Here is a 20060-nt window from a genome sequence, read left to right on the forward strand (position 1 = left end):
CCCTTCGGGCGTGGCCCCGTAACCTTGACCGTCGGCGTGTCCGTAGGTAGCGACGCGTCACATCCCCGTAAACCTCATTCCTTCCGCGCGCCCGGCGCCGTGGGAGAGGCCGCCCGCCATGTCGGGTGGCTGGACTGCGGGGGTGCCGTTCCGGAGCGAGAGAGTGAGATCCGCGTGTACGCCATCGTGCGCAGCGGTGGTCGCCAGCACAAGGTTGCTGTCGGCGACATCGTTGAGGTTGACAAGATTTCCACCGCCAATGTCGGCGACACGGTCGAGCTCTCGACCCTGCTCGTCGTCGACGGTGACGCCGTGACCAGCGACCCGTGGGTCCTTGCCGGCATCAAGGTCCAGGCCGAGGTCGTGGACCACCACAAGGGGCAGAAGATCGACATTCTGCGCTACAAGAACAAGACCGGCTACCGCCGTCGTCAGGGCCACCGCCAGCAGTACACGGCGATCAAGGTCACTGAGATCCCCGCGGCTGCGAAGTAAGGGACTGAGGAGAGATGGCACACAAGAAGGGCGCATCGTCCACCCGGAACGGTCGCGACTCCAACGCTCAGCGGCTCGGCGTGAAGCGCTTCGGCGGTCAGGTCGTCAACGCCGGTGAGATCCTGGTCCGCCAGCGTGGCACGCACTTCCACCCGGGCTCGGGTGTCGGCCGCGGCAAGGACGACACGCTGTTCGCGCTGAACGCCGGTGCGGTCGAGTTCGGCACCGCCCGCGGCCGCAAGGTCGTGAACATCGTTCCGGTCGGCTGATCGGAAAAGTCTTCGGACAGTCTTTCGCGAGGCGGACCTCACTTCCCGTGTGGGAAGGCGGGTCCGCCTTTCGCGTGTTACCCAGTAACCGAACCCGTACCACCCCCGTCCGTCGGCCGGGGGGACCCCCAGGAGGCACCCCACCATGACCACCTTCGTGGACCGCGTCGAACTGCATGTCGCCGCGGGTAACGGAGGTCACGGCTGTGCCTCCGTCCACCGGGAGAAGTTCAAGCCGCTCGGCGGCCCCGACGGCGGCAACGGCGGCCGGGGCGGCGACGTCATCCTGACCGTCGACCAGTCGGTGACGACCCTCCTGGAGTACCACCACTCCCCGCACCGCAAGGCCACCAACGGCAAGCCCGGCGAGGGCGGCAACCGCTCCGGCAAGGACGGACAGGACCTGGTCCTGCCGGTCCCGGACGGCACGGTCGTGCTCGACCGGCAGGGGAACGTCCTCGCCGACCTCGTCGGCCACGGCACCTCCTTCGTCGCCGCGCAGGGCGGCCGGGGCGGCCTCGGCAACGCGGCCCTCGCCTCCGCCCGCCGCAAGGCGCCCGGCTTCGCGCTGCTCGGCGTGCCCGGCGACATGGGCGACATCGTCCTGGAGCTCAAGACCGTCGCCGACGTGGCGCTGGTCGGCTACCCCAGCGCCGGGAAGTCCTCGCTGATCTCGGTCCTGTCCGCCGCCAAGCCGAAGATCGCCGACTACCCCTTCACGACCCTCGTCCCGAACCTGGGCGTGGTCACGGCCGGCGAGACGGTCTACACGATCGCCGACGTGCCGGGCCTGATCCCCGGCGCCAGTCAGGGCAAGGGCCTCGGGCTCGAATTCCTCCGCCACGTCGAGCGGTGCAGCGTCCTCGTGCACGTCCTCGACACCGCGACGCTGGAGTCGGACCGCGACCCCGTCTCCGACCTCGACATCATCGAGGAGGAGCTGACGCAGTACGGCGGGCTCGGCGACCGGCCCCGGATCGTCGTCCTCAACAAGATCGACGTGCCCGACGGCAAGGATCTCGCCGAGATGGTGCGGCCGGACCTGGAGGCCCGCGGTTACCGGGTCTTCGAGGTGTCCGCCGTCGCTCACACCGGGCTGCGGGAGCTGTCCTTCGCGCTCGCCGACCTCGTCGGCCGGGCGCGTGCCGCGAGGCCCAGGGAGGAGGCGACGCGGATCGTCATCCGGCCCAAGGCCGTCGACGACGCGGGCTTCACGGTCGTGCGCGAGGAGGACGGTCTCTACCGCGTGCGGGGCGAGAAGCCGGAGCGCTGGGTGCGGCAGACCGACTTCAACAACGACGAGGCGGTCGGCTATCTCGCCGACCGGCTCAACCGCCTCGGTGTCGAGGAGGAGCTGATGAAGGCGGGCGCCCGCTCCGGCGACGGCGTCGCCATCGGACCCGAGGACAACGCGGTCGTCTTCGACTGGGAGCCGACCGTCATGGCCGGTGCGGAGATGCTGGGGCGGCGTGGTGAGGACCACCGCTTCGAGGCGCCCCGGCCGGCGGTCCAGCGCCGCCGCGACCGACAGGCGGAGCGGGACGAGCTGCAGAAGGAGTACGACGACTTCGAGCCGTTCTAGGGCTGTCGTCGGGCTCTGCGGAGCCCGGAGTTCCGCGGCACCGTCCGCTGGGGCTGGGCAAGGGCGGGGTTTCGCTCACCGGCGCTGGCGGGGTGCCGCTGCGCCCACCCTCCCCCACTCTCGACTTCGCTCGAGCGGGAGGTACCCCCATCGCCCCAGCGGCACGACTGCCCGCAGCTAAGCCCCGTAAGGCGCGCGGGGAACTGCGCGAGCAACCACATACCTGCCGCAGTCGCCGCACAAGCTCAGCACCCGAGCTATTGGGCGGCTTCGGCCGAACGCACACGACGAAGGGCCCCGGTAGTGAACCGGGGCCCTTCGTCGTCGCTGCCGGCGTCAGGCGAGCGCCTCCGAGGGTTCGCCCTCGGAGAGCTCGTCGCCCGACTCCTGCGCCTTCCGGGGCGCCGGAACCTCGTCGGCGAGACGGGACTCCATGCGGGTGCGACGGTCGTCGGCCTTGGCGCAGAGCGCCTTCACCGCGAGGTCGAAGCGGACCAGCGAGGGCGGGTCCGAGGGGCCGAGCAGCTGCTCCTTGAGCTCGGCGCGGGCCTGCGCGAAACGGTCCTTCTCGGGGTTGCGCACCGACTCCAGCAGCGCCGGCACCCCGCCCGCCTTGGGCGTCAGCACGACACCCGCCGAGACCGTCGGGAACGCCGCCCGAAACGCGACCTCCGGCAGCCCGGACGTGTTGGCGACCGAGTACGGCTTCTCGCTCGACAGCCAGTCGGAGACCACCGACGACACATCACTGATCAGCAGGTCCGACACGTTGAAGCAGGCGAAGATCGCGGGCCGCGCCTCGGTGATGATCCGGTGCTCCCACTCCGGGAACGACGCCCAGTACGCCTTCTCCCAGGCCAGCGTCGCCTCGGCGATGGCCGTCTCACGGTCCCCGCTCGGCGCACCCTGCAGCAGCATCCGCTCCATCTCGTCCGCGCTGGACCGGAACGACGTCGAGGTCAGCTTGTCCAACTCGGCCGTACGGCGAGCGAGTTCGGCGGCGGCCTCGGGGCCGGGGCGAGCCCCGGACCGCTTGGTGTTGGCCTCCCGGATCATCGCCTTGATCCGCTCGTTCGCGGCACCCGCGCGCGGGTCGACCGAGCCGGTCATCGGGTGCGGCTTGTACAGCAGCCGGACCTTGTCGTCGGCGAGGAGCTGCCGGACGATGTTCTCGCCGGCCAGGACCACGGACGTGTTGCCGGGGTTGCCGTCCCAGCCCTCCCAGGTGGGGGCGTAGAGGACGGTGGTGTACGTGCCGGTCGGCGGGCCCGCGTACGGGCGGATCGGCGCCAGCTGCGGGCGGCCGACCTCGACGATGTCCTTGTCCTCCACGCCGACCTCGGCGAGCGCGTACCGCTCGCGCGCCGCGGGACCGGCGACCCACACCTCGTCGTACGCCTTGGCGTACGGGTTGCAGGAGGAGAGCTTGTCGCTCTCGCCGTGGTTGATGAAGGCGTGCTTGATCGTGGGGATGCGCAGCACCTGGGAGGTCTTCGCGGCGTTGGCCGGGTGCAGCATCATCTTCAGCGTCGAGGTCTCCAGGGAGAACATCGTCGAGACCTTCGGGAAGCAGATGACCGGGACGTCCGTCGCGTCGATCTTCTGCACCATGAAGCGTTCACGCAGCACGATCAGCGGCTTCTCCAGCTGGGAGAGCGTGGAGAGCCACATGTTCGCCTGGTAGGCCGACGTCGTACCGCCGGAGAAGTACATCGCGGTGGTCGGCCGGTAGTCCGCGAGCCACCGGTCCAGCCACTCCATGACCTGCTGCTCGTTCTTCGCGCGCTTCTTCGGCAGCAGCCAGGTCGCGAGGTGGGCGGTGCCCAGGACGAGCAGGGCGAGCCCGGTGCCGACACCGGCGAAGCCCCAGAGGGCGTCCTGCGTGGCCGCGGTGAGCATCAGGCCGGCCGTGACGGGCAGCGAGAAGGTCAGCAGCCGGTGGGCCTGGCGGCGGGCCAGGATGCGCGGCGGGGCGGCCGTCAGACGCAGCTCGGAGGCGTCGATGTTGCGGGTGACGATCGGCAGGGTCCGGGTGCGGCGGACCAGCACCGAGACGGCCTGGCAGGCGAAGTGCACCGCGTAGAAGGCGATCAGGGCGACCAGGAGAGGCGCCTGCTCGCGCAGCGGATCGATGCCGTCGATGCGCAGCAGCCCCACCAGGATCAGCATGTCGCGCAGCAGCTGGCGCACCAGCGCGTCGAAGCGGACCTTGCTCAGCAGCGCGAGCAGTCCGGGGTCCCGGTACTGGAGGAACGTGTCCAGGACGAGGCCCGCCGCGCCGGCGGCGACGAACACCGTGATGTTCGGCAGCAGTGCGGAGACGATCTGGGCCGTGAAGAGCGCGAACATCGCGAACAGCGCTGACAGCTGCGCGATGCGGCGGGGTGCGAGGCCTGCGGAGGGCACGGGCTGGGCTCCTGCGGAGGGTGCGACGGACGAAGGGGGGAAGTGAGTCTTGGGGGTGGCCTGAGGAGGCCGATCCCTGACCGTATGACCTAGGGAGGCCGAGGAGCAATCTGCCGCGAGGGCAATAGCCGCTAGTCGGACAAAACGCTTGGAACCTTGAGCGACGTCACACCGTCTCCTCATAAAGGGCTCCGAGCCCGACCGCCCCCTTCCGCCCCTTTCGCCCCGTGGACCCGCGCCGTCCGCCCCTCGAAATGAGAACGCGTCCGGACCGCCCGCTCCCGTAGATTGCGCAGTGCACACACCGGGCTGGTTCGGAACATTGGGGATACAGGTGTCAGCGGCAAGGCAGGGCGTGCGGGACGCGCACCGGATCGTGGTCAAGGTGGGCTCCTCGTCGCTGACGACGGCCTCCGGGGGCCTCGACGCGGACCGGGTGGACGCCCTCGTGGACGTCCTCGCCAAGGCCCGCAGCGGTGGCGAGCGGGAGATCGTGCTCGTCTCGTCCGGTGCCATCGCCGCCGGGCTCGCGCCCCTGGGCCTGCGCCGCCGCCCCAAGGACCTCGCCCGGCAGCAGGCCGCCGCCAGCGTCGGCCAGGGCCTGCTGGTGGCCCGCTACACGGCCTCCTGCGCCCGCTACGGCATCCGGGTCGGACAGGTGCTCCTGACCTCCGACGACATGAGCCGCCGGGCCCACCACCGCAACGCCTCCCGCACCCTCGACAAGCTCCTCGCGATGGGCGCGCTGCCCGTCGTCAACGAGAACGACACCGTCGCCACGGACGAGATCCGCTTCGGCGACAACGACCGCCTCGCCGCCCTCGTCGCCCACCTCGTCCGGGCAGACCTGCTGGTCCTGCTCTCGGACGTGGACGGTGTGTACGACGGCGACCCCAGCAAGCCCGGCACGTCGCGGATAGCGGAGGTACGGGGCCCCGAGGACCTCGCGCACGTGGAGATCGGCAGCGTCGGCAAGGCGGGCGTCGGCACCGGCGGCATGGTCACCAAGGTCGAGGCGGCCGGGATCGCCACCGGCGCGGGCGTCCCCGTGGTCCTGACCAGCGCCGTCCACGCGGCGGACGCCCTCTCCGGCGGCGACACCGGTACGTACTTCCACCCCACCGGCAAGCGGTCCGCCGACCGGCTGCTGTGGCTCCAGCACGCCTCCACCCCGCAGGGCGCGCTCGTCCTCGACGAGGGCGCCGTCCGCGCGGTCGTCGAGCGGCGTACGTCACTGCTGCCGGCCGGCATCGCGGCCGTCGAGGGTGACTTCACCGCAGGCGACCCAGTCGAGCTGCGCGACGGCACGGGCCGGGCGGTCGCGCGCGGACTGGTGAACTTCGACGCCAAGGAGATCCCCCAGCTGATCGGCCGCTCGACCCGGGAACTGGCGCGCGAGCTGGGTCCCGCGTACGAACGAGAGGTCGTACACAGGGACGACCTCGTCCTCCTGCGCCCCTGACCAGCGGCCCCCCGGGAGGGCCGGAGCACGGGCCCCGGCGGTGCGCGTTCCGTAAAACCGCCACGCGAAGCCCCTGAGCCTGCTCAACTTTGTCTCAGGGAGATTCCGCAGGACCCCTTGCACGACCCATTGACGAGGCACGACATCGTTGCGAAGGAGGCCGTCGTGAGACGAGTGCGCCCCGGGGCCGCCGCGTCCCGTGGTGGTGGTTCCTCCCGTGCGGCCGGCGAGGAGCGGACGCTGACCAGCGTCGCCGCCTCGGACACGTACGAGGGCGACAGCGTCGAGAAGCCGCAGGACCTGCCCCGGCTGTGGCACGTCACGCTGAGCCTCTCCGGACCCAAGGCCCCCCTCACGGAGGTGCGGCGCGGACTCGAACAGCTCGCCCACGACCACCCCTTCCTGCTGACCAGCCGCTACGCCCACGACCACGCCGAGATCCGCTACTGGGAGGAGGCCCGCGACCTCCACGACGCGGCCGCCGTAGCCCTGCGCCTGTGGGGTGAACACCGCCGGACGGCCGGCCTGCCGCCCTGGGAGATCGTCGGCCTGGAGGTCATCGACCGCCAGACGTACCACCAGCGCATCGCCGAGGGCCACGGACCCGCCCCCGCCACACCCGTAGGGGTCCACCCGTACTGACCTCCCGCGCACCCGTCCCGCCGGAAACGCGTCCTTCGCCCAGGTGTCTCGCGCTGTGGAACACGCGAGGGGCGCCTCCGCCGGGCGGACTACCCTTCCTGTATGACCTCGCTCTCGCCTTACGACTCCATGACGCCGGTCACCCGGGCCGCCTACCGTGCCAAGGCCGCCGCCGCCGACCTCGCGCCGCTCCCGCGCGCCGACAAGGACGACGCGCTGCTCGCCATCGCCGACGCGCTGGAAGTCCGTACGAGTGAAATCGTCGAGGCCAACGCCAAGGACATCGACAAGGCCCGGGAGGCCGGCACCAGCGAGGCGATCATCGATCGGCTGACGCTCACCCCGGAGCGGATCCGCGCCATCGCCGCCGACGTCCGCGACGTCGCCGCGCTGCCCGACCCGGTCGGCGAGGTCGTGCGCGGCTCCACCCTCCCCAACGGCATCGACCTGCGTCAGGTCCGCGTCCCGCTCGGCGTCGTCGGCATCATCTACGAGGCCCGCCCGAACGTGACCGTCGACGCGGCGGCCCTGTGCCTGAAGTCCGGCAACGCGGTCCTGCTGCGCGGCTCCTCCTCCGCCTACGAGTCCAACACCGCCCTCGTACGGGTCCTGCGGGACGCCGTCGGCGGCGCGGGGCTGCCCGCCGACGCCGTCCAGCTCGTCCCCGGCGAGAGCCGCGAGTCGGTGCGCGAGCTGATGCGCGCCCGCGGCCTGGTCGACGTGCTCATCCCGCGCGGCGGCGCCTCCCTGATCCGCACGGTCGTCGAGGAGTCCACCGTCCCTGTGATCGAGACCGGCACCGGCAACTGCCACGTCTACGTCGACGCGAACGCCGACCTCGACACGGCCGTCGAGATCCTGATCAACTCCAAGGCCCACCGCGTCAGCGTCTGCAACGCCGCCGAGACCCTCCTCGTCCACCAGGACATCGCCCCCGAGTTCCTGCCCCGCGCCCTCGACGCGCTCGCCGACGCCGGGGTCACCGTCCACGCCGACGACCGGGTCATGGCCTACGCCAAGGACTCCAAGGCCACGGTCGTCGAGGCCACCACGGAGGACTGGGAGACCGAGTACCTGTCGTACGACATCGCCGCCGCCGTGGTCGACTCGCTCGACCGGGCCGTGGAACACATCCGGCTGTGGAGCTCGGGCCACACCGAGGCCATCGTGACGACCTCCCAGCAGGCCGCCCGCCGCTTCACCCAGCTGGTCGACTCCACGACGGTCGCCGTCAACGCCTCGACCCGCTTCACCGACGGCGGTCAGTTCGGATTCGGCGCCGAGATCGGCATCTCCACGCAGAAGCTGCACGCCCGCGGCCCGATGGGCCTGCCCGAGCTGACCAGCACGAAATACATCGTCACCGGTGACGGACACGTCCGACGCTAGGCGCGGGCGGGCCCGTGGGGCGTCGGTCCGTTCCTGTGAACAGCCTGGCGCCCGGCCAGCCCAACGGATGAATTTCCTTACCGTCTGCCCAAATTGACCACCCCGGTCTACTCTGGATCCGTGCCGGAGGACGTGGGGGGCACGCCGTTCCCTGACGGCTGGGAGCCCGACGACGACCGCGACCGCGGGGGTATGGACGAAGAGTTCGCCTCCGTGGTCTTCGACGAGGACTTCGTCCGGGCGGCCGTGGTCCACGAGCCGACCGCGGTCGAACGTCTGCTCGCAGCGGCGGAGGCCCGGGCCGCAGCCCAGGAGGCCGAGGCCCGCCGGGCGCACCGCAGAGGCGTCCGCGGCGACGACGACCGCTACGAAGACGGCTTCGGCCCGGACGGCCCCGGCTTCGGCCACGGCCGCGACGACGACCTGGACGACTACGACGACACCGAGGTCCTGGAGGGCCGCTACGGCCCCGACGGACCCTACGGCAGGCCGTACGGCAAGCAGACCCGCTGGCACCGGCCCGTCGCCTGGATCCTCGCCCTCGTGATGGGCATCGGCATGGTCGCGCTGGCCTTCACCGCGGTCTACCGGGGCGCCTCCCCCGGCCGGGGCGAGACCCTGCCGCCCGCCACCAGCGGCGTCGAACAGAACCCCCCGACCGGGCCATCCGCCTCCGCCGACTTCTCCCAGCCGGCGGTCTCCGCCGACCCCCGCATGCCCTGACCAGGCCCCGTACGGTCCCGGCCCGGCCCTTGGGCGGCGCTGCGCGAACCTGGTGAGGACCTGTCACAACTTGTCGTGCACCACGGCGTTTACCGAGGCTCCGGAAGACCTACTCTCCAAGTATGGGCGGGCCAGGAAACCCACCTGAGGGGACTCCCGAGGGCGCCCCCGGCGGTGGAGAGGACGAATACCGATCCGTCGTCTTCGACGAATCGTTCGTCCGCGCTGCCCGCCTCCAGGAGTTCTCCGCCCAGGAGCGCCTCTCCGACCACGCCCCGGCCGTACGCCGCCGCCCGCCCGTGCGCCGCGGCCTCTCCCGGCAGGCGCTGGTCCTCGTCCTGCTGATCGCCCTCGCCTTCGGCACCGCGATCTACATGGGTGTGCGCCACCCGTCCCGCACCCCGGCCGCCAAGCCCACGGAACCGCTCAGGATGACCGTGATCCCGCTGTCCCCGCAGTCCGCGGTGCCCGGCGCGGAGAACGCGGAGACGCTCTACGCGCACAGTCCCGCCGCCCAGTTCCGGATCGGCGCCGAGGGCATCACGATGCCGGCCACGCGGCGCACCGCCCACTTCACCGACAGTCAGGTCGTGTCCGCGCTGACCATCGCCAAGGAGTACCTGGTCGCCTCCGCGCTCGACCCGGAGGTCCTCGGCGGCGGCACCGTGCAGCCCGTGCGGCGGCTGCTCGACTCCGAGCAGCTCGACCAGTTCGAGCAGAGTTTCGATCAGCCGACGGCGGACGGGCGGCACGCCCCCACGGGCTGGCTGGTCCGCTTCGACCCCTCCCGGGCGGAGCTCGCCGACCGCCGGATCCGCGTCCAGGGCACTCTCCAGGCCGCCGAATTCGACTCCGGCACGCTGGAGGTCGTCGCCGCCCACACCCTCGTGTACGCGCTGCGGCCGGCCGGCGCCGAGGCCGAAGCCGAGGCCTCGCTGTTCACCGTCCGGCGGGAGCTGCACTTCCGCTTCGACCAGGACGACCTGCGCACCCACCAGGTCGAGGTCGTCGTCTCCTACGTCCAGGCCGGACCGCTGGCCTGCGCCGACGACGTCACCAACCATCTGCGGCCGCTGCTGGCCGGGCAGACGGCGAAGGCGGGCGGGCCGTCCGCCGGGACCGACCCGTACGGCACAGGTGCCGCGACGGCACTGTGCGGGACCCTGGCGGAGAGTGCGCAGCCGAAGGTGTGACGCCGGGGGTGCGTGGGGTGCGTTGTCGGGTGCGGGTGGGTGGGTGGGGCTTCTCGCGCAGTTCCCCGCGCACCTGAAAAGCAGGGGCTGCGCCCCATGCTTTTCGGCCGCACCCCACCCACCCGCAGCCGACCGACTACTCGTCGTCGCGCGGCCGGTCCTCCTGGGCCGTGGCCGTGCCGCCGCCGAAGCCGCGGCGGACCCGGCTGCCGAGGTCGCCCGCGCCGCCCGCGATGTCGGTGACCAGCTTCATCAGCGGGTCCTTGGAGTTCTTCACGTTGCTCGTGTAGTGCGAGGCGGACTCGCGGAAGGAGTCGGTCACCGAGGCGTCCTTGTCCTCGCTGCGCCGCGGGTAGTGCCCGTCCATGATCCGCTGGAAGTCACGGGACTCGGCCCACTTCTTCAGCTCGGCCGCGCGGACCGTGGTGAAGGGGTGCGAGCGCGGCAGCACGTTGAGGATCTTGAGGACGGAGTCGCGCAGGTCGCCCCCGGCCTCGTACTCCTCGGCCTGCGCGAGGAACGCGTCGACGTTCATCTCGTGCAGGTGGTTGCCGCCCGCGATCTTCATCAGGCCGCGCATGGAGGCCTGGACGTCCTGGCCGACCAGGAGGCCCGCGCGGTCGGCGGACAGCTCCGACTTGCGGAACCACTCGCGCAGCGCGGTCACGATCGCCATGATCGCGAGGTTCCCCAGCGGGATCCACGCGACCTTCAGCGCGAGGCTCGTCAGGAACAGCAGTATCGTCCGGTACACCGAGTGGCCGGAGAGCGCGTGGCCCACCTCGTGACCGATGACGGCCCGCATCTCCTCCTCGTCGAGCAGCTCGACGAGCCCGGTGGTCACGACGATGATCGGCTCGTCCAGACCGATGCACATCGCGTTCGGCTGCGGGTCCTGGTTCACGTACATCGGCGGGACCTTCTCCAGGTCCAGGATGTAACACGCGTCCCGCAGCATGTCGTTGAGGTGGGCGAACTGCTGGTCCGAGACCCGTACGGAGTCGGACAGGAACAGCAGCCTGAGGCTGCGCTCCGGCAGCAGACCGCTGAGTGCCTTGAACACCGTGTCGAAGCCGCTGAGCTTGCGCAGCGCCACCAGCGCCGAGCGGTCCGCGGGGTGTTCGTACGCCCGGGAGGAGATCCCCTCGAAGCGCCTGCGCTGCCTGCTCGGCACGTTCTCGTGCCCGTTCTGCTCGTGGCTGTCGTCCGGCATGTTTCCCCCATGCTCTGTTTGCCCATGTTGCCCCCGAAGCGGGGTCCAGCCTAGGCGGAGTTACCGTGGCAGGGCATCAACCGTAAGGAGCGATCTCCATGGGACATCTCCCGCACCCGCCCGCGTCCGCCTGGCTCACCGAGGCCGCGGACGTCGCCGCGAAGGAACAGGGAGCGGGCAATCTGCTGCGGGTGGTGCTGATCGTGATGGTCCTGGGCTCCGTCCTCATGGCGTGGTTCCTGCTGCGTGGCTACAAGCGGGACGACTGACGCCCGCCGACGGGAAGGACGTGCGGCGCGCGTGAACGGTTGCCCGCTGGTGAAGTACGCGCCGGGCGGCGCCCCCGTTCACTCCTGGGCGGAGTCGGCGTGATCGCCGACGGACCCCCCGCTTACGATGGGCGGGTCTTCATCCCGATCCCACACCCGGATAGGTCACGCCGACGATGAGCTTCCACAGCACCGCTGCCGACTTGGTCACTTTCGCCGCCGAGGGCGGCGGGGAGCACGGCGGCAACCACGAGAGCCTGAACCCCTACCTGACCGGCGGCGGAGCCTTCGTCGCCCTGATGCTGCTGCTGTGGATCACCACCCGCTTCAACCGCGATCGCTAATCCGCGCAAAAGGACGTTCGAACGGTGTGCGCCTGCCGGGCCGGTAGGCTCTCCACGCATGGGAGAGCAGGAAATGCCTACCGGTCCGGAGCCCGACAAGGCGGCGGACCAGGCGAACGACACCACGGACGGCCGGGCCGACAGCGCCTCCGGCGCACCGGGAAACCGCCCGTCGGAGCCCGGTAGGCGCCGCCTCGGCGTGATGGGCGGAACGTTCGACCCGATCCACCACGGGCACCTCGTGGCGGCCCAGGAGGTCGCCGCCCAGTTCGGTCTCGACGAGGTCGTCTTCGTGCCGACCGGCCAGCCCTGGCAGAAGTCCCACCGCTCGGTCTCGGCGGCCGAGGACCGCTATCTGATGACGGTCATCGCCACGGCCGAGAACCCCCATTTCTCGGTGAGCCGCATCGACATCGATCGCAAGGGCCTCACCTACACGATCGACACCCTGCGCGAACTGCACGAGCTCAACCCCGAGTCGGACCTGTTCTTCATCACGGGCGCCGACGCGCTCGGCCAGATCCTCACCTGGCGCGACGCGGAGGAGCTCTTCTCCCTCGCGCACTTCATCGGGGTCACCCGTCCGGGGCACACCCTGGCCGACCCGGGCCTGCCCGCGGGCGGGGTCTCCCTGGTCGAGGTCCCTGCGCTCGCCATCTCCTCCACGGACTGTCGTGCGAGAGTCGCCAAGGGCGATCCCGTCTGGTACCTGGTGCCGGACGGCGTCGTGCGCTACATCGACAAGCGGCAGCTGTACCGCGGCGAATGAGCCGAGAGGGGCACCGGTGAACGACCGATACGACGCCGGCTACGGGGGCGGCGACCAGAGTTACGAACTCGTCGGCTACGACGAGTACGGGCAGCCGGTGTACCGACAGGCGCCCGCCCAGCAGGTGCCTCAGCAACAGGCGTACGACCCCTACGGGACACAGCAGCCCCAGGGGCAGGGGTACGGCCAGGGCTACGGCTACGACCCGTACGCGGCCGGCCAGACCCAGCAGCAGTACCCGCAGGGGTACGGCACGGGCAGTGCGGGCGGCGCGGGCTACGACCCGGGCCACCAGGCGGCGGGGCCCGGCTACGACCCGTACGACCCCTACGGGCAGACGGCCGCCACCGGCCTGCAGACCCCCGTCCCGGAGCAGACCGCCTACATCCCCCAGCAGTCGGCACCGCCGACGACCGCCGGGGAGAGCGGGCACCTCGCCGACGACGGCTCCCCGGAGAGCGGCTCCGGGGAACGGGAGTACCGCACCGAGCAGTTCGCCTTCGTCGAGGAGCCCGACGGTGACTCCGAGGACGTCATCGACTGGCTGAACTTCACCGAGAACCGCACCGAACGCCGCGAGGAGGCCAAGCGGCGGGCCAAGAGCCGGATGGTCGCCCTGGTGGTGGTGCTCGCCCTGGTCGCGGTCGGCGGCGTCGGCTACGCGTGGTGGGCGGGCATGCTGCCCGGGTCGTCCTCGGACGAGCGGACCGGCACCACCACCTCGGCGGCCGCCCAGAAACGGGACGTGATCGTCGTCCACCTGCACGACACCAAGGGCGGCGGGACCTCCACGGCGCTGCTGGTGAACAACACCACCGCCGAGCGGGGCGCCACCGTCCTGATCCCCAACGCGCTCGCGCTCACCGGCGACGACGGCACCACGACCACCCTCGCCAAGTCCGTCGACGACGACGGCTCCTCCGGCACCCGCGACGCCCTCGACACCGTCCTCGGCACCGACATCGAGGGCACCTGGCGGCTCGACACCCCCTATCTGAACAACCTCGTCGGCCTCGTCGGCAACATCGACGTCGACACGAACACGGACGTGCCCGACCCCGAGACGAAGAAGAAGGGCACCGCCCCTCTCGTCACCAAGGGCAAGGCACAGACCCTCAGCGGCAAGATGGCCGTCGCCTACGCCACCTACCGGGCCTCCGGCGAGTCGCAGGACGCCCAGCTGAAGCGGTTCGGCCAGGTGATGCAGGGCGTGCTGCGCAAGCTGTCCTCCGACGCCCAGGCCGCCACCGTCACCGTGCAGACGCTGGCCCAGATCCTCGACCCCTCGCTCAGCGACAAGGACCTCGGCACCTTCCTGGCCAAGCTCGCCGACCACGCCAAGGGCGGCGACTACGAGACCGAGCTGCTGCCCGTCCAGCAGGACGGCACGCTCAGCGCCGAGGACTCCGACAGCGTGGTCAAGAACCTGCTCGGCGGCGCCGCGAAGAGCCCCGACGCCGGGGACGCCGTCCGGGTCGGCATCCGCAACGCCACCGGTGAGAAGGACGCCACCGAGCAGGCCCGCGTGGTCGTCCTCAACGGCGGGTTCACGTTCCTCGACGCCGGTGCCACCGCCACCGCCCAGGCGACCTCCCGGGTCACCTACTCCGACGCGGCCCGCAAGCAGGACGCCATCGAGGTCGCCAAGACCCTCGGCCTGCCGACCGGCGCCGTCAAGAAGGGCGAGACCACGTCCAACGCCGACGTCTCCGTCGTCCTCGGCCAGGACTACGAGACGACGGCCACGACAGGTACGACGGGAACGACAGGTGCGACCGGCACGACCGGGGCCACCGGCACGGCCGGCACCACCGGCTGACCCGACCGCCCGACCGCCCGGGCGTCAGGGGCCCCGGAGCCGCCGTATCGGCGCTGCTCCGGGGCCTGATCCGTTAACCCGTGGGGCGGTGTCGGTGGGGCGTGAGATCCTTGCAGTAGCCCGCGAGGGTTCCTGACCGACGACCGAAAGCCGTGCAGTGACCGCCACCGACCGTTCCCTGGAGCTCCTCCACACCGCCGCGCAGGCGGCCGCCGACAAGCTCGCGCACGATGTCATCGCGTACGACGTCAGCGACGTGCTGTCCATCACGGACGCCTTCCTGCTCGCCTCAGCGCCCAACGACCGCCAGGTCAAGTCCATCGTCGACGAGATCGAGGAGCGGCTGAACAAGGAGCTCGGCGCCAAGCCGGTCCGCCGCGAGGGCGACCGCGAGGCCCGCTGGGTGCTGCTCGACTACGTCGACATCGTCGTGCACGTCCAGCACAGCGAGGAGCGGGTCTTCTACGCCCTGGAGCGGCTCTGGAAGGACTGCCCCGAGCTGGAGCTGCCCGCCGACGCCAAGGCCACCCGCGGCAAGGGCGAGGAGCACGCCAAGCTGCGGGCCGCCGAGGAGGAGGCCGAGCTGGGCGGGGAGCTGCGGTGACGGCCGGCATCGGCTCCGCGGATCGCAAGGGCAGGGACCGCCGCATCATCCTGTGGCGGCACGGCCAGACCTCGTGGAACGTGGAGCGCCGCTTCCAGGGCACCACGGACGTCGAGCTGACCGAGACCGGTCTCGGTCAGGCCCGACGCGCCGCCCGGCTGCTGGCCTCCCTCAAGCCCGACGCGATCGTCGCCTCCGATCTCATGCGCGCCGCGAACACGGCCGCCGAGCTGGCCGCGCTCACCGGGCTGGAGGTCAGCCACGACGAGGGCCTGCGCGAGACCTACGCCGGTGTCTGGCAGGGCCTCACGCACGACGAGATCATCGCCCGGCACGGCGAGGAGTACGCCGCGTGGAAGCGGGGCGAGCCGGTCCGCAGGGGCGGCGGCGAGTTGGAGACCGAGGTCGCCGACCGCGCGGCCCCCGTGGTGCTCCGGCACGCCGACAAGCTCCCGGAGAACGGCACCCTGGTGGTGGTCAGCCACGGCGGCACCATCCGCACCACCATCGGACGCCTGCTCGGTCTGGAGCCCCGTCACTGGGAGGGCCTCGGCGGCCTCTCCAACTGCTGCTGGTCCGTCCTCGGCGAGGGCGCCCGCGGCTGGCGGCTGCTGGAGCACAACGCCGGCACGCTTCCCGAGCCGGTGCTCGGCGACGACGACTGAGCCCCGTAAGAGGCCTGGTCACACGGCTCGGGACCCGGATTTCACTTTCCGGCTGGTCGCAGGCTAGAGTTCTTCTTGTTCGCCCCGCCGAGCGGGGCGAAACACCGAGCGACCACCGTCCGTGTGGTGCGAGGGGCTATAGCTCAGTTGGTAGAGCGCCTGCATGGCATGCAGGAGGTCAGGAGTTCAATTCTCCTTAGCTCCACAGATCGGTACAGAAGATCCCGTTCCCGCGAGGGGGCGGGATTTTTCGTGTGTGACCTGCGTCCCTTCTTGAGCAGGTGCTGCTCCGGAGGCGTATACCTCTGAGGACGGCCTTCTTTCCCGCTCCGTGCTGGGACTGGTACGAAGGCGTCGCTGACCGTATTGGTCCGGCCGTGGCAGAATCAAACGGCCGGAAGGGGGCGCGGCCCGACGGGAGGGAGAAGCGATGCCTGCGAGCATCCGCGGGAGGGTCCACGACCTTCCCGCAGCGGTGGTGATGCGGAGCAAGACCACCCTCCTCTGCCCTTCCTGCGGCTCGCTCCACGTTGCCCAAGTCCTCGGTGACAACGGAGGGATCTCCTACGTGTGCACGGCCTGCGGCCACAGCTGGAGCTGATCGATGGGTGCACACAGGAGGAAGTGCGACTGGTGCGGCAGCGGCACCCCCATCGTTCGCGACATGGAGCCCGTCAACGCCGACTACCAGTACTGGTGCGAGGAATGCGCCCGGGCGCTGATCATAAAAGGCGACCCGATCGAGACGTACCGCGAGCTGGAGGGTGAGCCGATCTACGGTCGGCTCCTCGAAGAGCACTGCACACTCAAACGCTTCTACTCGTTCGTGACGGCCTGAGGGTCAACTCGGCGCCCGCCCCTGGGCGTCGCCCCTCCTCGGGCCGCCACGGCCGCCCCAGCGGCCTTGCGGCAGCCGTCGAGGCGGGAGCGTGAACGGCGGCTGGGCGGTGACCTCTTGGAAATCCGGCAAAAGGGTACCGATCCATCCATAGTTCGCGGCCGACGGAAACGATTTGGTGGTGTGCGTGGGAGACCGGTAATGTTGGCGTCGTCGCCAGGGAGACCGGGCGGACAACACCGCAAGGGGCTATAGCTCAGTTGGTAGAGCGCCTGCATGGCATGCAGGAGGTCAGGAGTTCAATTCTCCTTAGCTCCACAGAAAAGACCCCGTCCAAGTGGACGGGGTCTTCGCGTTGTTGGCGACGCGTTGTTGGCGACGACGCACATGAGAAGGGCGGGCCACACCCGAGTGGGGTGGCCCGCCCTTCTCTGTGCGTCCGTGCGTCAGCGACCGCTGCCCAGGGCCCGGCGGCCGCGGCCCTGCGAGAGGACCGGGAGGTTGCGGGAGGGGGCGGAGGGACGGTTGTCCTCCTCGATGCGCAGGGCGAGCGCGGGGCAGCGGCGCACCGCGCGCAGCGCCTTCGCCTCGGCGTACTGCGGGACCTTGGCCTGGGCGACGGTGGGGAAGCCGTCGGCGCCGAGCTGGAAGACCTCCGGGAGGATGTCGGCGCACAGGCCGTGGCCCCGGCAGAGCGTCCAGTCGACGAAGATCTTCTGACGGCTCGCGCCGCTCTCCTCCTCGCCGGAGCCGCCCGGGATGCCGGTGGGCATCCTGCCGCCCTCGAAGAGGGGCAGCACGCCCTCCACGGGCCTGCCGCAGCCGTTGCCCAGGACGTGTGCGGCGAGGTCGTCCGTGAACGCCTTGATGGTCGACTCCAGGAACATCGCGGAGCCGTCCGGGTGCGAGCACGCGCCGCGCCGCTTGACGTTCTTCGCGACCTGCTTGAGAGCCTCCAGGGCGGCCGGACCGCCGCCGTTGAGGATGTCCTCCATACCGCGTGCGGCGGCCGGCAGTCCGAGGTAGCAGGGGCCGCACTGGCCGGCGCTCTCCTCGGCGAGCCACTTGGCGACCTGCAGCGACTCACCGAGCGGGCAGGTCTCCTGGCTGATGGGCAGGATCGCGCCCGCGCCGAGCGCACCGCCCACCGCGTCCAGCGAGTTGCGCGAGACGACCGCCTCGTTGACCGTCGCCGCGTCGATCCACTTGCCGTGGTAGCCGCCGGTCAGCACGCCCTGCGGGACGGGCGGCGCGCCGGCGAGCTGGAGGATGTAGCGCAGCGGCACGCCGGTGGGCGCCTCGATGACCATGGGGCGGGCGACCGCGCCGGAGACGGTGAGCATGACAGTGCCCGGCTCGTCGTACAGGCCGGTGTTGCCGTACCGCTCGGAGCCGATGCGGGCGCCGATGGCGAGCTGGGCGAACGTCTCGGCGTTGGAGAGCAGCGTCGGCGCGCCGCCGACACCGCTCTTGGACGCGCTGGTCTTGCGACCGGGCGGGATGGGCGGCCCGCCGTCGATGGAGCGGATCAGCGAGCCGGCGGCGCCGGTGACCATGCGGACCGGGTTGCGCTGCACGCTCGCGCGGATGGCGGCGCCGCGGCGGTTGCTCAGACCGCGCTCGGAGAGGGCTGCCTCCATCGAGCGCTGGGTGGATTCACGTGTCACCCCGATGACGAGCTGGCGGGCGCCGAGGGCCTCCGCGACCAGCAGGGCGCCGTCCAGGATGAGGTGCGGGGCACGGTTGATCAGCACCGTGTCCTTGCGGCAGGCGGGTTCGTCCTCGCTGCCGTTGACGACCACGACGGGCCGGATGCCACGCTTGATCGCCGACTCGGCCACCGAGCGCAGTTTCTTGTGGAACGGGAAGCCCGCGCCGCCCCTGCCCTTCAGGTTGATCCGCTCGGACAGCTGGGCGAGTTGCTCGCCGCCCATCGGTTCGAGCGGACCGTGCACCTTCAGGTGCATGGGGAGGTCGAGTCTCTCGACGAGGTCGAAGCCCGAGGTGAGCTGGGGGAGACCCACCACTCGGACTTCGGGGACGTCGGGAAGGGCCTCGTTCACTTAAATCCTCCGGAAGGCGCGTTCCAGGGTTCGCCTGAGCCCGGCTGGTTGTAGTCGTCGTAGCCGGACAGCGTTTCAGTGGCGGGACCGCTGTTGTACGTGTCGTTCGGGTTGTACGTGCCGTAGGGGGCGTTCGTCTCAGCCGTTCCGTAAGAAGTTTCGGAAACCACGGGATTGGCCCCGGTGTTGTACGTCTCGCCCTGGTAGGTCTGGCCCGGGTACGCCTGGCCCTGGTACGACTGCCCGCCCAGCGGCTGTCCGGCGAAGGTGTCCTGCATCGGGTCGTACGAGGACGGGGGCGCCTCGCCGACCGGCGGCGGGGACGGGGCCGGCCAGCGGGTGCTGCCCGTGGTCGAACCGTCGTCCATGCGGGGCATGGCCTGTGTGGGCTGCATGTCCAGCGGCGGCTGCTGCTGGGTGAGATAGGGCGCCGTGGGTTCCTGGGCGCGCGGGGTCATCGACACCGCGCGGTACGCGGCCGCGAAACCGGGGCCGCTGTCGGCGGAAGCGGCCGCCGCGCGCTGCGGGGGCACCAGCGGGTCGCCGAGCGGGGGGTTGCCCTGTCCGCCGCCGAAGCCGGGGAGCGGGAACTGGCCGGTGTCCCGCATCTGGTCGCGCTGTCCGCCCTCGCGCCGGCCGCCCTCACGGCGCCCGCCGGTCTCGTCCAGGCCCTGCAACGCCGACCGGGACTTCACGAGCTCGTCGACCTCGGGGGGCCGCTGGCCGTCGGTGCCCAGGACGGCGGCGACACGCTCGACCACCTGGCGCTTGACCTCGCGCGGCGCGGCGCGCAGCAGCAGGGCGGCGGCGACGGCGATGAGGCCCGCGGAGTAGAGGATCACGAAGATCGGCTTGGCTTCGCGACCCGCGTAGAGTCCGTGCACGAGCGCGAAACACCAGGCTGGGTAGGCCATCATGTGCATCGCGCGCCAGCGTGCCGCGACCGGCGCCGGGGAGGCGAAGTTGCTGCGGAGCGCGCCGGTGATCGCGACGAAGATCATCATGGAGCCGGCGGTCGCGCCGAAGCCGATGAGCGCTCCCGACCCTGTCACGCCGAGGGCGAAGGGGAACAGGGCGAGCGCGGAGACGTGGTTCAGTGCCAGCTTGACCGACACATGCAGCACGAGGAACGCGACCGCCGCGATGGCGGTCGTCCGGTGGACGGCCTGGCCGATGATCCGCTGACGGACCGTGAGCAGGGTCCGGTCCTGGGCGACGAGCCCCCAGAGCACCGAGCACGTCAGCGAGACGAGTGAGAGAACGCCCGCGCCGAAGTCGAGGAACTCCCGGTACGCGTCACCTCCGACCAGCACAC

At 71.0% G+C, this 20060-nt stretch carries 19 protein-coding genes and 2 tRNA genes; 17 read left to right on the forward strand and 4 right to left on the reverse strand.

All coding sequences use genetic code 11. The features are described from left to right. The first annotated feature begins 174 nt into the window (after nt 1–174). The 3 genes from rplU to obgE all read left to right on the forward strand — a co-directional run bounded on the left by rplU (nt 175) and on the right by obgE (nt 2346). Nucleotides 175–495: a 50S ribosomal protein L21 gene (gene rplU, locus ACZ9QC_RS28245; protein ID WP_033525816.1), complete on the forward strand. Its 321-nt coding sequence runs from the start codon at nt 175–177 to the stop codon at nt 493–495. 14 nt (nt 496–509) lie between these two features. Beyond that, nucleotides 510–764, forward strand: a complete 255-nt coding sequence (gene rpmA / locus ACZ9QC_RS28250) for a 50S ribosomal protein L27 (RefSeq protein WP_033525817.1) — start codon at nt 510–512, stop codon at nt 762–764. Nucleotides 765–909: 145 nt separating this feature from the next. After that, nucleotides 910–2346 carry a GTPase ObgE gene (obgE, locus tag ACZ9QC_RS28255; protein WP_472915682.1) on the forward strand — a complete coding sequence of 479 codons (1437 nt, stop codon included), beginning with the start codon at nt 910–912 and terminating at the stop codon, nt 2344–2346. Between the two features lie 336 nt (nt 2347–2682). On the opposite strand, the gene ACZ9QC_RS28260 is transcribed toward obgE, so the two are convergent. Beyond that, nucleotides 2683–4752, reverse strand: coding sequence for a hypothetical protein (locus tag ACZ9QC_RS28260; protein ID WP_472915683.1), 2070 nt, complete (start codon nt 4750–4752; stop codon nt 2683–2685). A 355-nt stretch (nt 4753–5107) separates the two neighbouring features. Between ACZ9QC_RS28260 and proB the strand changes: the two genes are divergently transcribed. From proB to ACZ9QC_RS28285, 5 genes are all read left to right on the forward strand, one after another. After that, the gene (proB, locus tag ACZ9QC_RS28265) at nt 5108–6214 is read left to right on the forward strand and encodes a glutamate 5-kinase (protein WP_472921834.1); all 1107 of its coding nucleotides are present in this window, start codon (nt 5108–5110) and stop codon (nt 6212–6214) included. Between the two features lie 174 nt (nt 6215–6388). Then, on the forward strand, nt 6389–6856 hold the full coding sequence (locus tag ACZ9QC_RS28270) for a hypothetical protein (RefSeq protein WP_472921835.1): 468 nt from the start codon (nt 6389–6391) through the stop codon (nt 6854–6856). A 102-nt stretch (nt 6857–6958) separates the two neighbouring features. Then, nucleotides 6959–8245, forward strand: coding sequence for a glutamate-5-semialdehyde dehydrogenase (locus ACZ9QC_RS28275; protein WP_472915684.1), 1287 nt, complete (start codon nt 6959–6961; stop codon nt 8243–8245). A gap of 120 nt (nt 8246–8365) precedes the next feature. After that, nucleotides 8366–8968, forward strand: coding sequence for an SCO2584 family spore wall biosynthesis protein (locus ACZ9QC_RS28280; RefSeq protein ID WP_472915685.1), 603 nt, complete (start codon nt 8366–8368; stop codon nt 8966–8968). A 122-nt stretch (nt 8969–9090) separates the two neighbouring features. Next, complete coding sequence (locus tag ACZ9QC_RS28285; protein WP_472915686.1) at nt 9091–10161, forward strand: SCO2583 family membrane protein; 1071 nt, start codon at nt 9091–9093, stop codon at nt 10159–10161. 136 nt (nt 10162–10297) lie between these two features. On the opposite strand, the gene ACZ9QC_RS28290 is transcribed toward ACZ9QC_RS28285, so the two are convergent. Continuing rightward, a complete protein-coding gene (locus tag ACZ9QC_RS28290) occupies nt 10298–11374 on the reverse strand; it encodes a M48 family metallopeptidase (RefSeq protein ID WP_472915687.1) in 1077 nt (358 codons plus the stop codon). Between the two features lie 98 nt (nt 11375–11472). Here ACZ9QC_RS28290 and ACZ9QC_RS28295 point away from each other — a divergent pair, with 98 nt between their 5' ends. The 9 genes from ACZ9QC_RS28295 (at nt 11473) to ACZ9QC_RS28335 (ending at nt 17000) form a co-directional block, all read left to right on the forward strand. After that, a complete protein-coding gene (locus tag ACZ9QC_RS28295) occupies nt 11473–11643 on the forward strand; it encodes a hypothetical protein (protein ID WP_184894148.1) in 171 nt (56 codons plus the stop codon). A gap of 176 nt (nt 11644–11819) precedes the next feature. Continuing rightward, nucleotides 11820–11987 (forward strand): hypothetical protein, encoded by a 168-nt coding sequence (locus ACZ9QC_RS28300; protein WP_472915688.1) that lies wholly within the window; start codon nt 11820–11822, stop codon nt 11985–11987. A 58-nt stretch (nt 11988–12045) separates the two neighbouring features. Then, nucleotides 12046–12756 (forward strand): nicotinate-nucleotide adenylyltransferase, encoded by a 711-nt coding sequence (gene nadD, locus ACZ9QC_RS28305; RefSeq protein ID WP_230211737.1) that lies wholly within the window; start codon nt 12046–12048, stop codon nt 12754–12756. Nucleotides 12757–12772: 16 nt separating this feature from the next. Next, nucleotides 12773–14575, forward strand: coding sequence for an LCP family protein (locus ACZ9QC_RS28310; RefSeq protein WP_472915689.1), 1803 nt, complete (start codon nt 12773–12775; stop codon nt 14573–14575). A gap of 157 nt (nt 14576–14732) precedes the next feature. Beyond that, on the forward strand, nt 14733–15179 hold the full coding sequence (gene rsfS, locus ACZ9QC_RS28315; protein ID WP_184894153.1) for a ribosome silencing factor: 447 nt from the start codon (nt 14733–14735) through the stop codon (nt 15177–15179). Beyond that, entirely contained in the window at nt 15176–15844 is a 669-nt protein-coding gene (locus tag ACZ9QC_RS28320) for a histidine phosphatase family protein (RefSeq protein ID WP_472915690.1), read from the forward strand. Before rsfS ends, ACZ9QC_RS28320 begins: the two co-directional genes overlap by 4 nt. Nucleotides 15845–15976: 132 nt before the next feature. After that, nucleotides 15977–16049, forward strand: a tRNA-Ala gene (locus ACZ9QC_RS28325). A 399-nt stretch (nt 16050–16448) separates the two neighbouring features. Further along, on the forward strand, nt 16449–16682 hold the full coding sequence (locus ACZ9QC_RS28330; RefSeq protein ID WP_005479297.1) for a hypothetical protein: 234 nt from the start codon (nt 16449–16451) through the stop codon (nt 16680–16682). Nucleotides 16683–16927: 245 nt separating this feature from the next. Next, a tRNA-Ala gene (locus ACZ9QC_RS28335) sits at nt 16928–17000 on the forward strand. 128 nt (nt 17001–17128) lie between these two features. Here the strand turns inward: ACZ9QC_RS28335 and ACZ9QC_RS28340 are convergent. Together ACZ9QC_RS28340 and ACZ9QC_RS28345 are read right to left on the reverse strand one after the other, a co-directional pair. Then, a complete protein-coding gene (locus tag ACZ9QC_RS28340) occupies nt 17129–18745 on the reverse strand; it encodes an NADH-quinone oxidoreductase subunit NuoF family protein (RefSeq protein WP_215455403.1) in 1617 nt (538 codons plus the stop codon). Continuing rightward, the gene (locus tag ACZ9QC_RS28345) at nt 18742–20058 is read right to left on the reverse strand and encodes a ferric reductase-like transmembrane domain-containing protein (RefSeq protein WP_472915691.1); all 1317 of its coding nucleotides are present in this window, start codon (nt 20056–20058) and stop codon (nt 18742–18744) included. The genes ACZ9QC_RS28340 and ACZ9QC_RS28345 overlap by 4 nt, the downstream gene beginning before the upstream one ends. Nucleotides 20059–20060: the final 2 nt, after the last annotated feature.

It is taken from the genome of Streptomyces sp. HUAS MS02 (genome assembly GCF_055702265.1).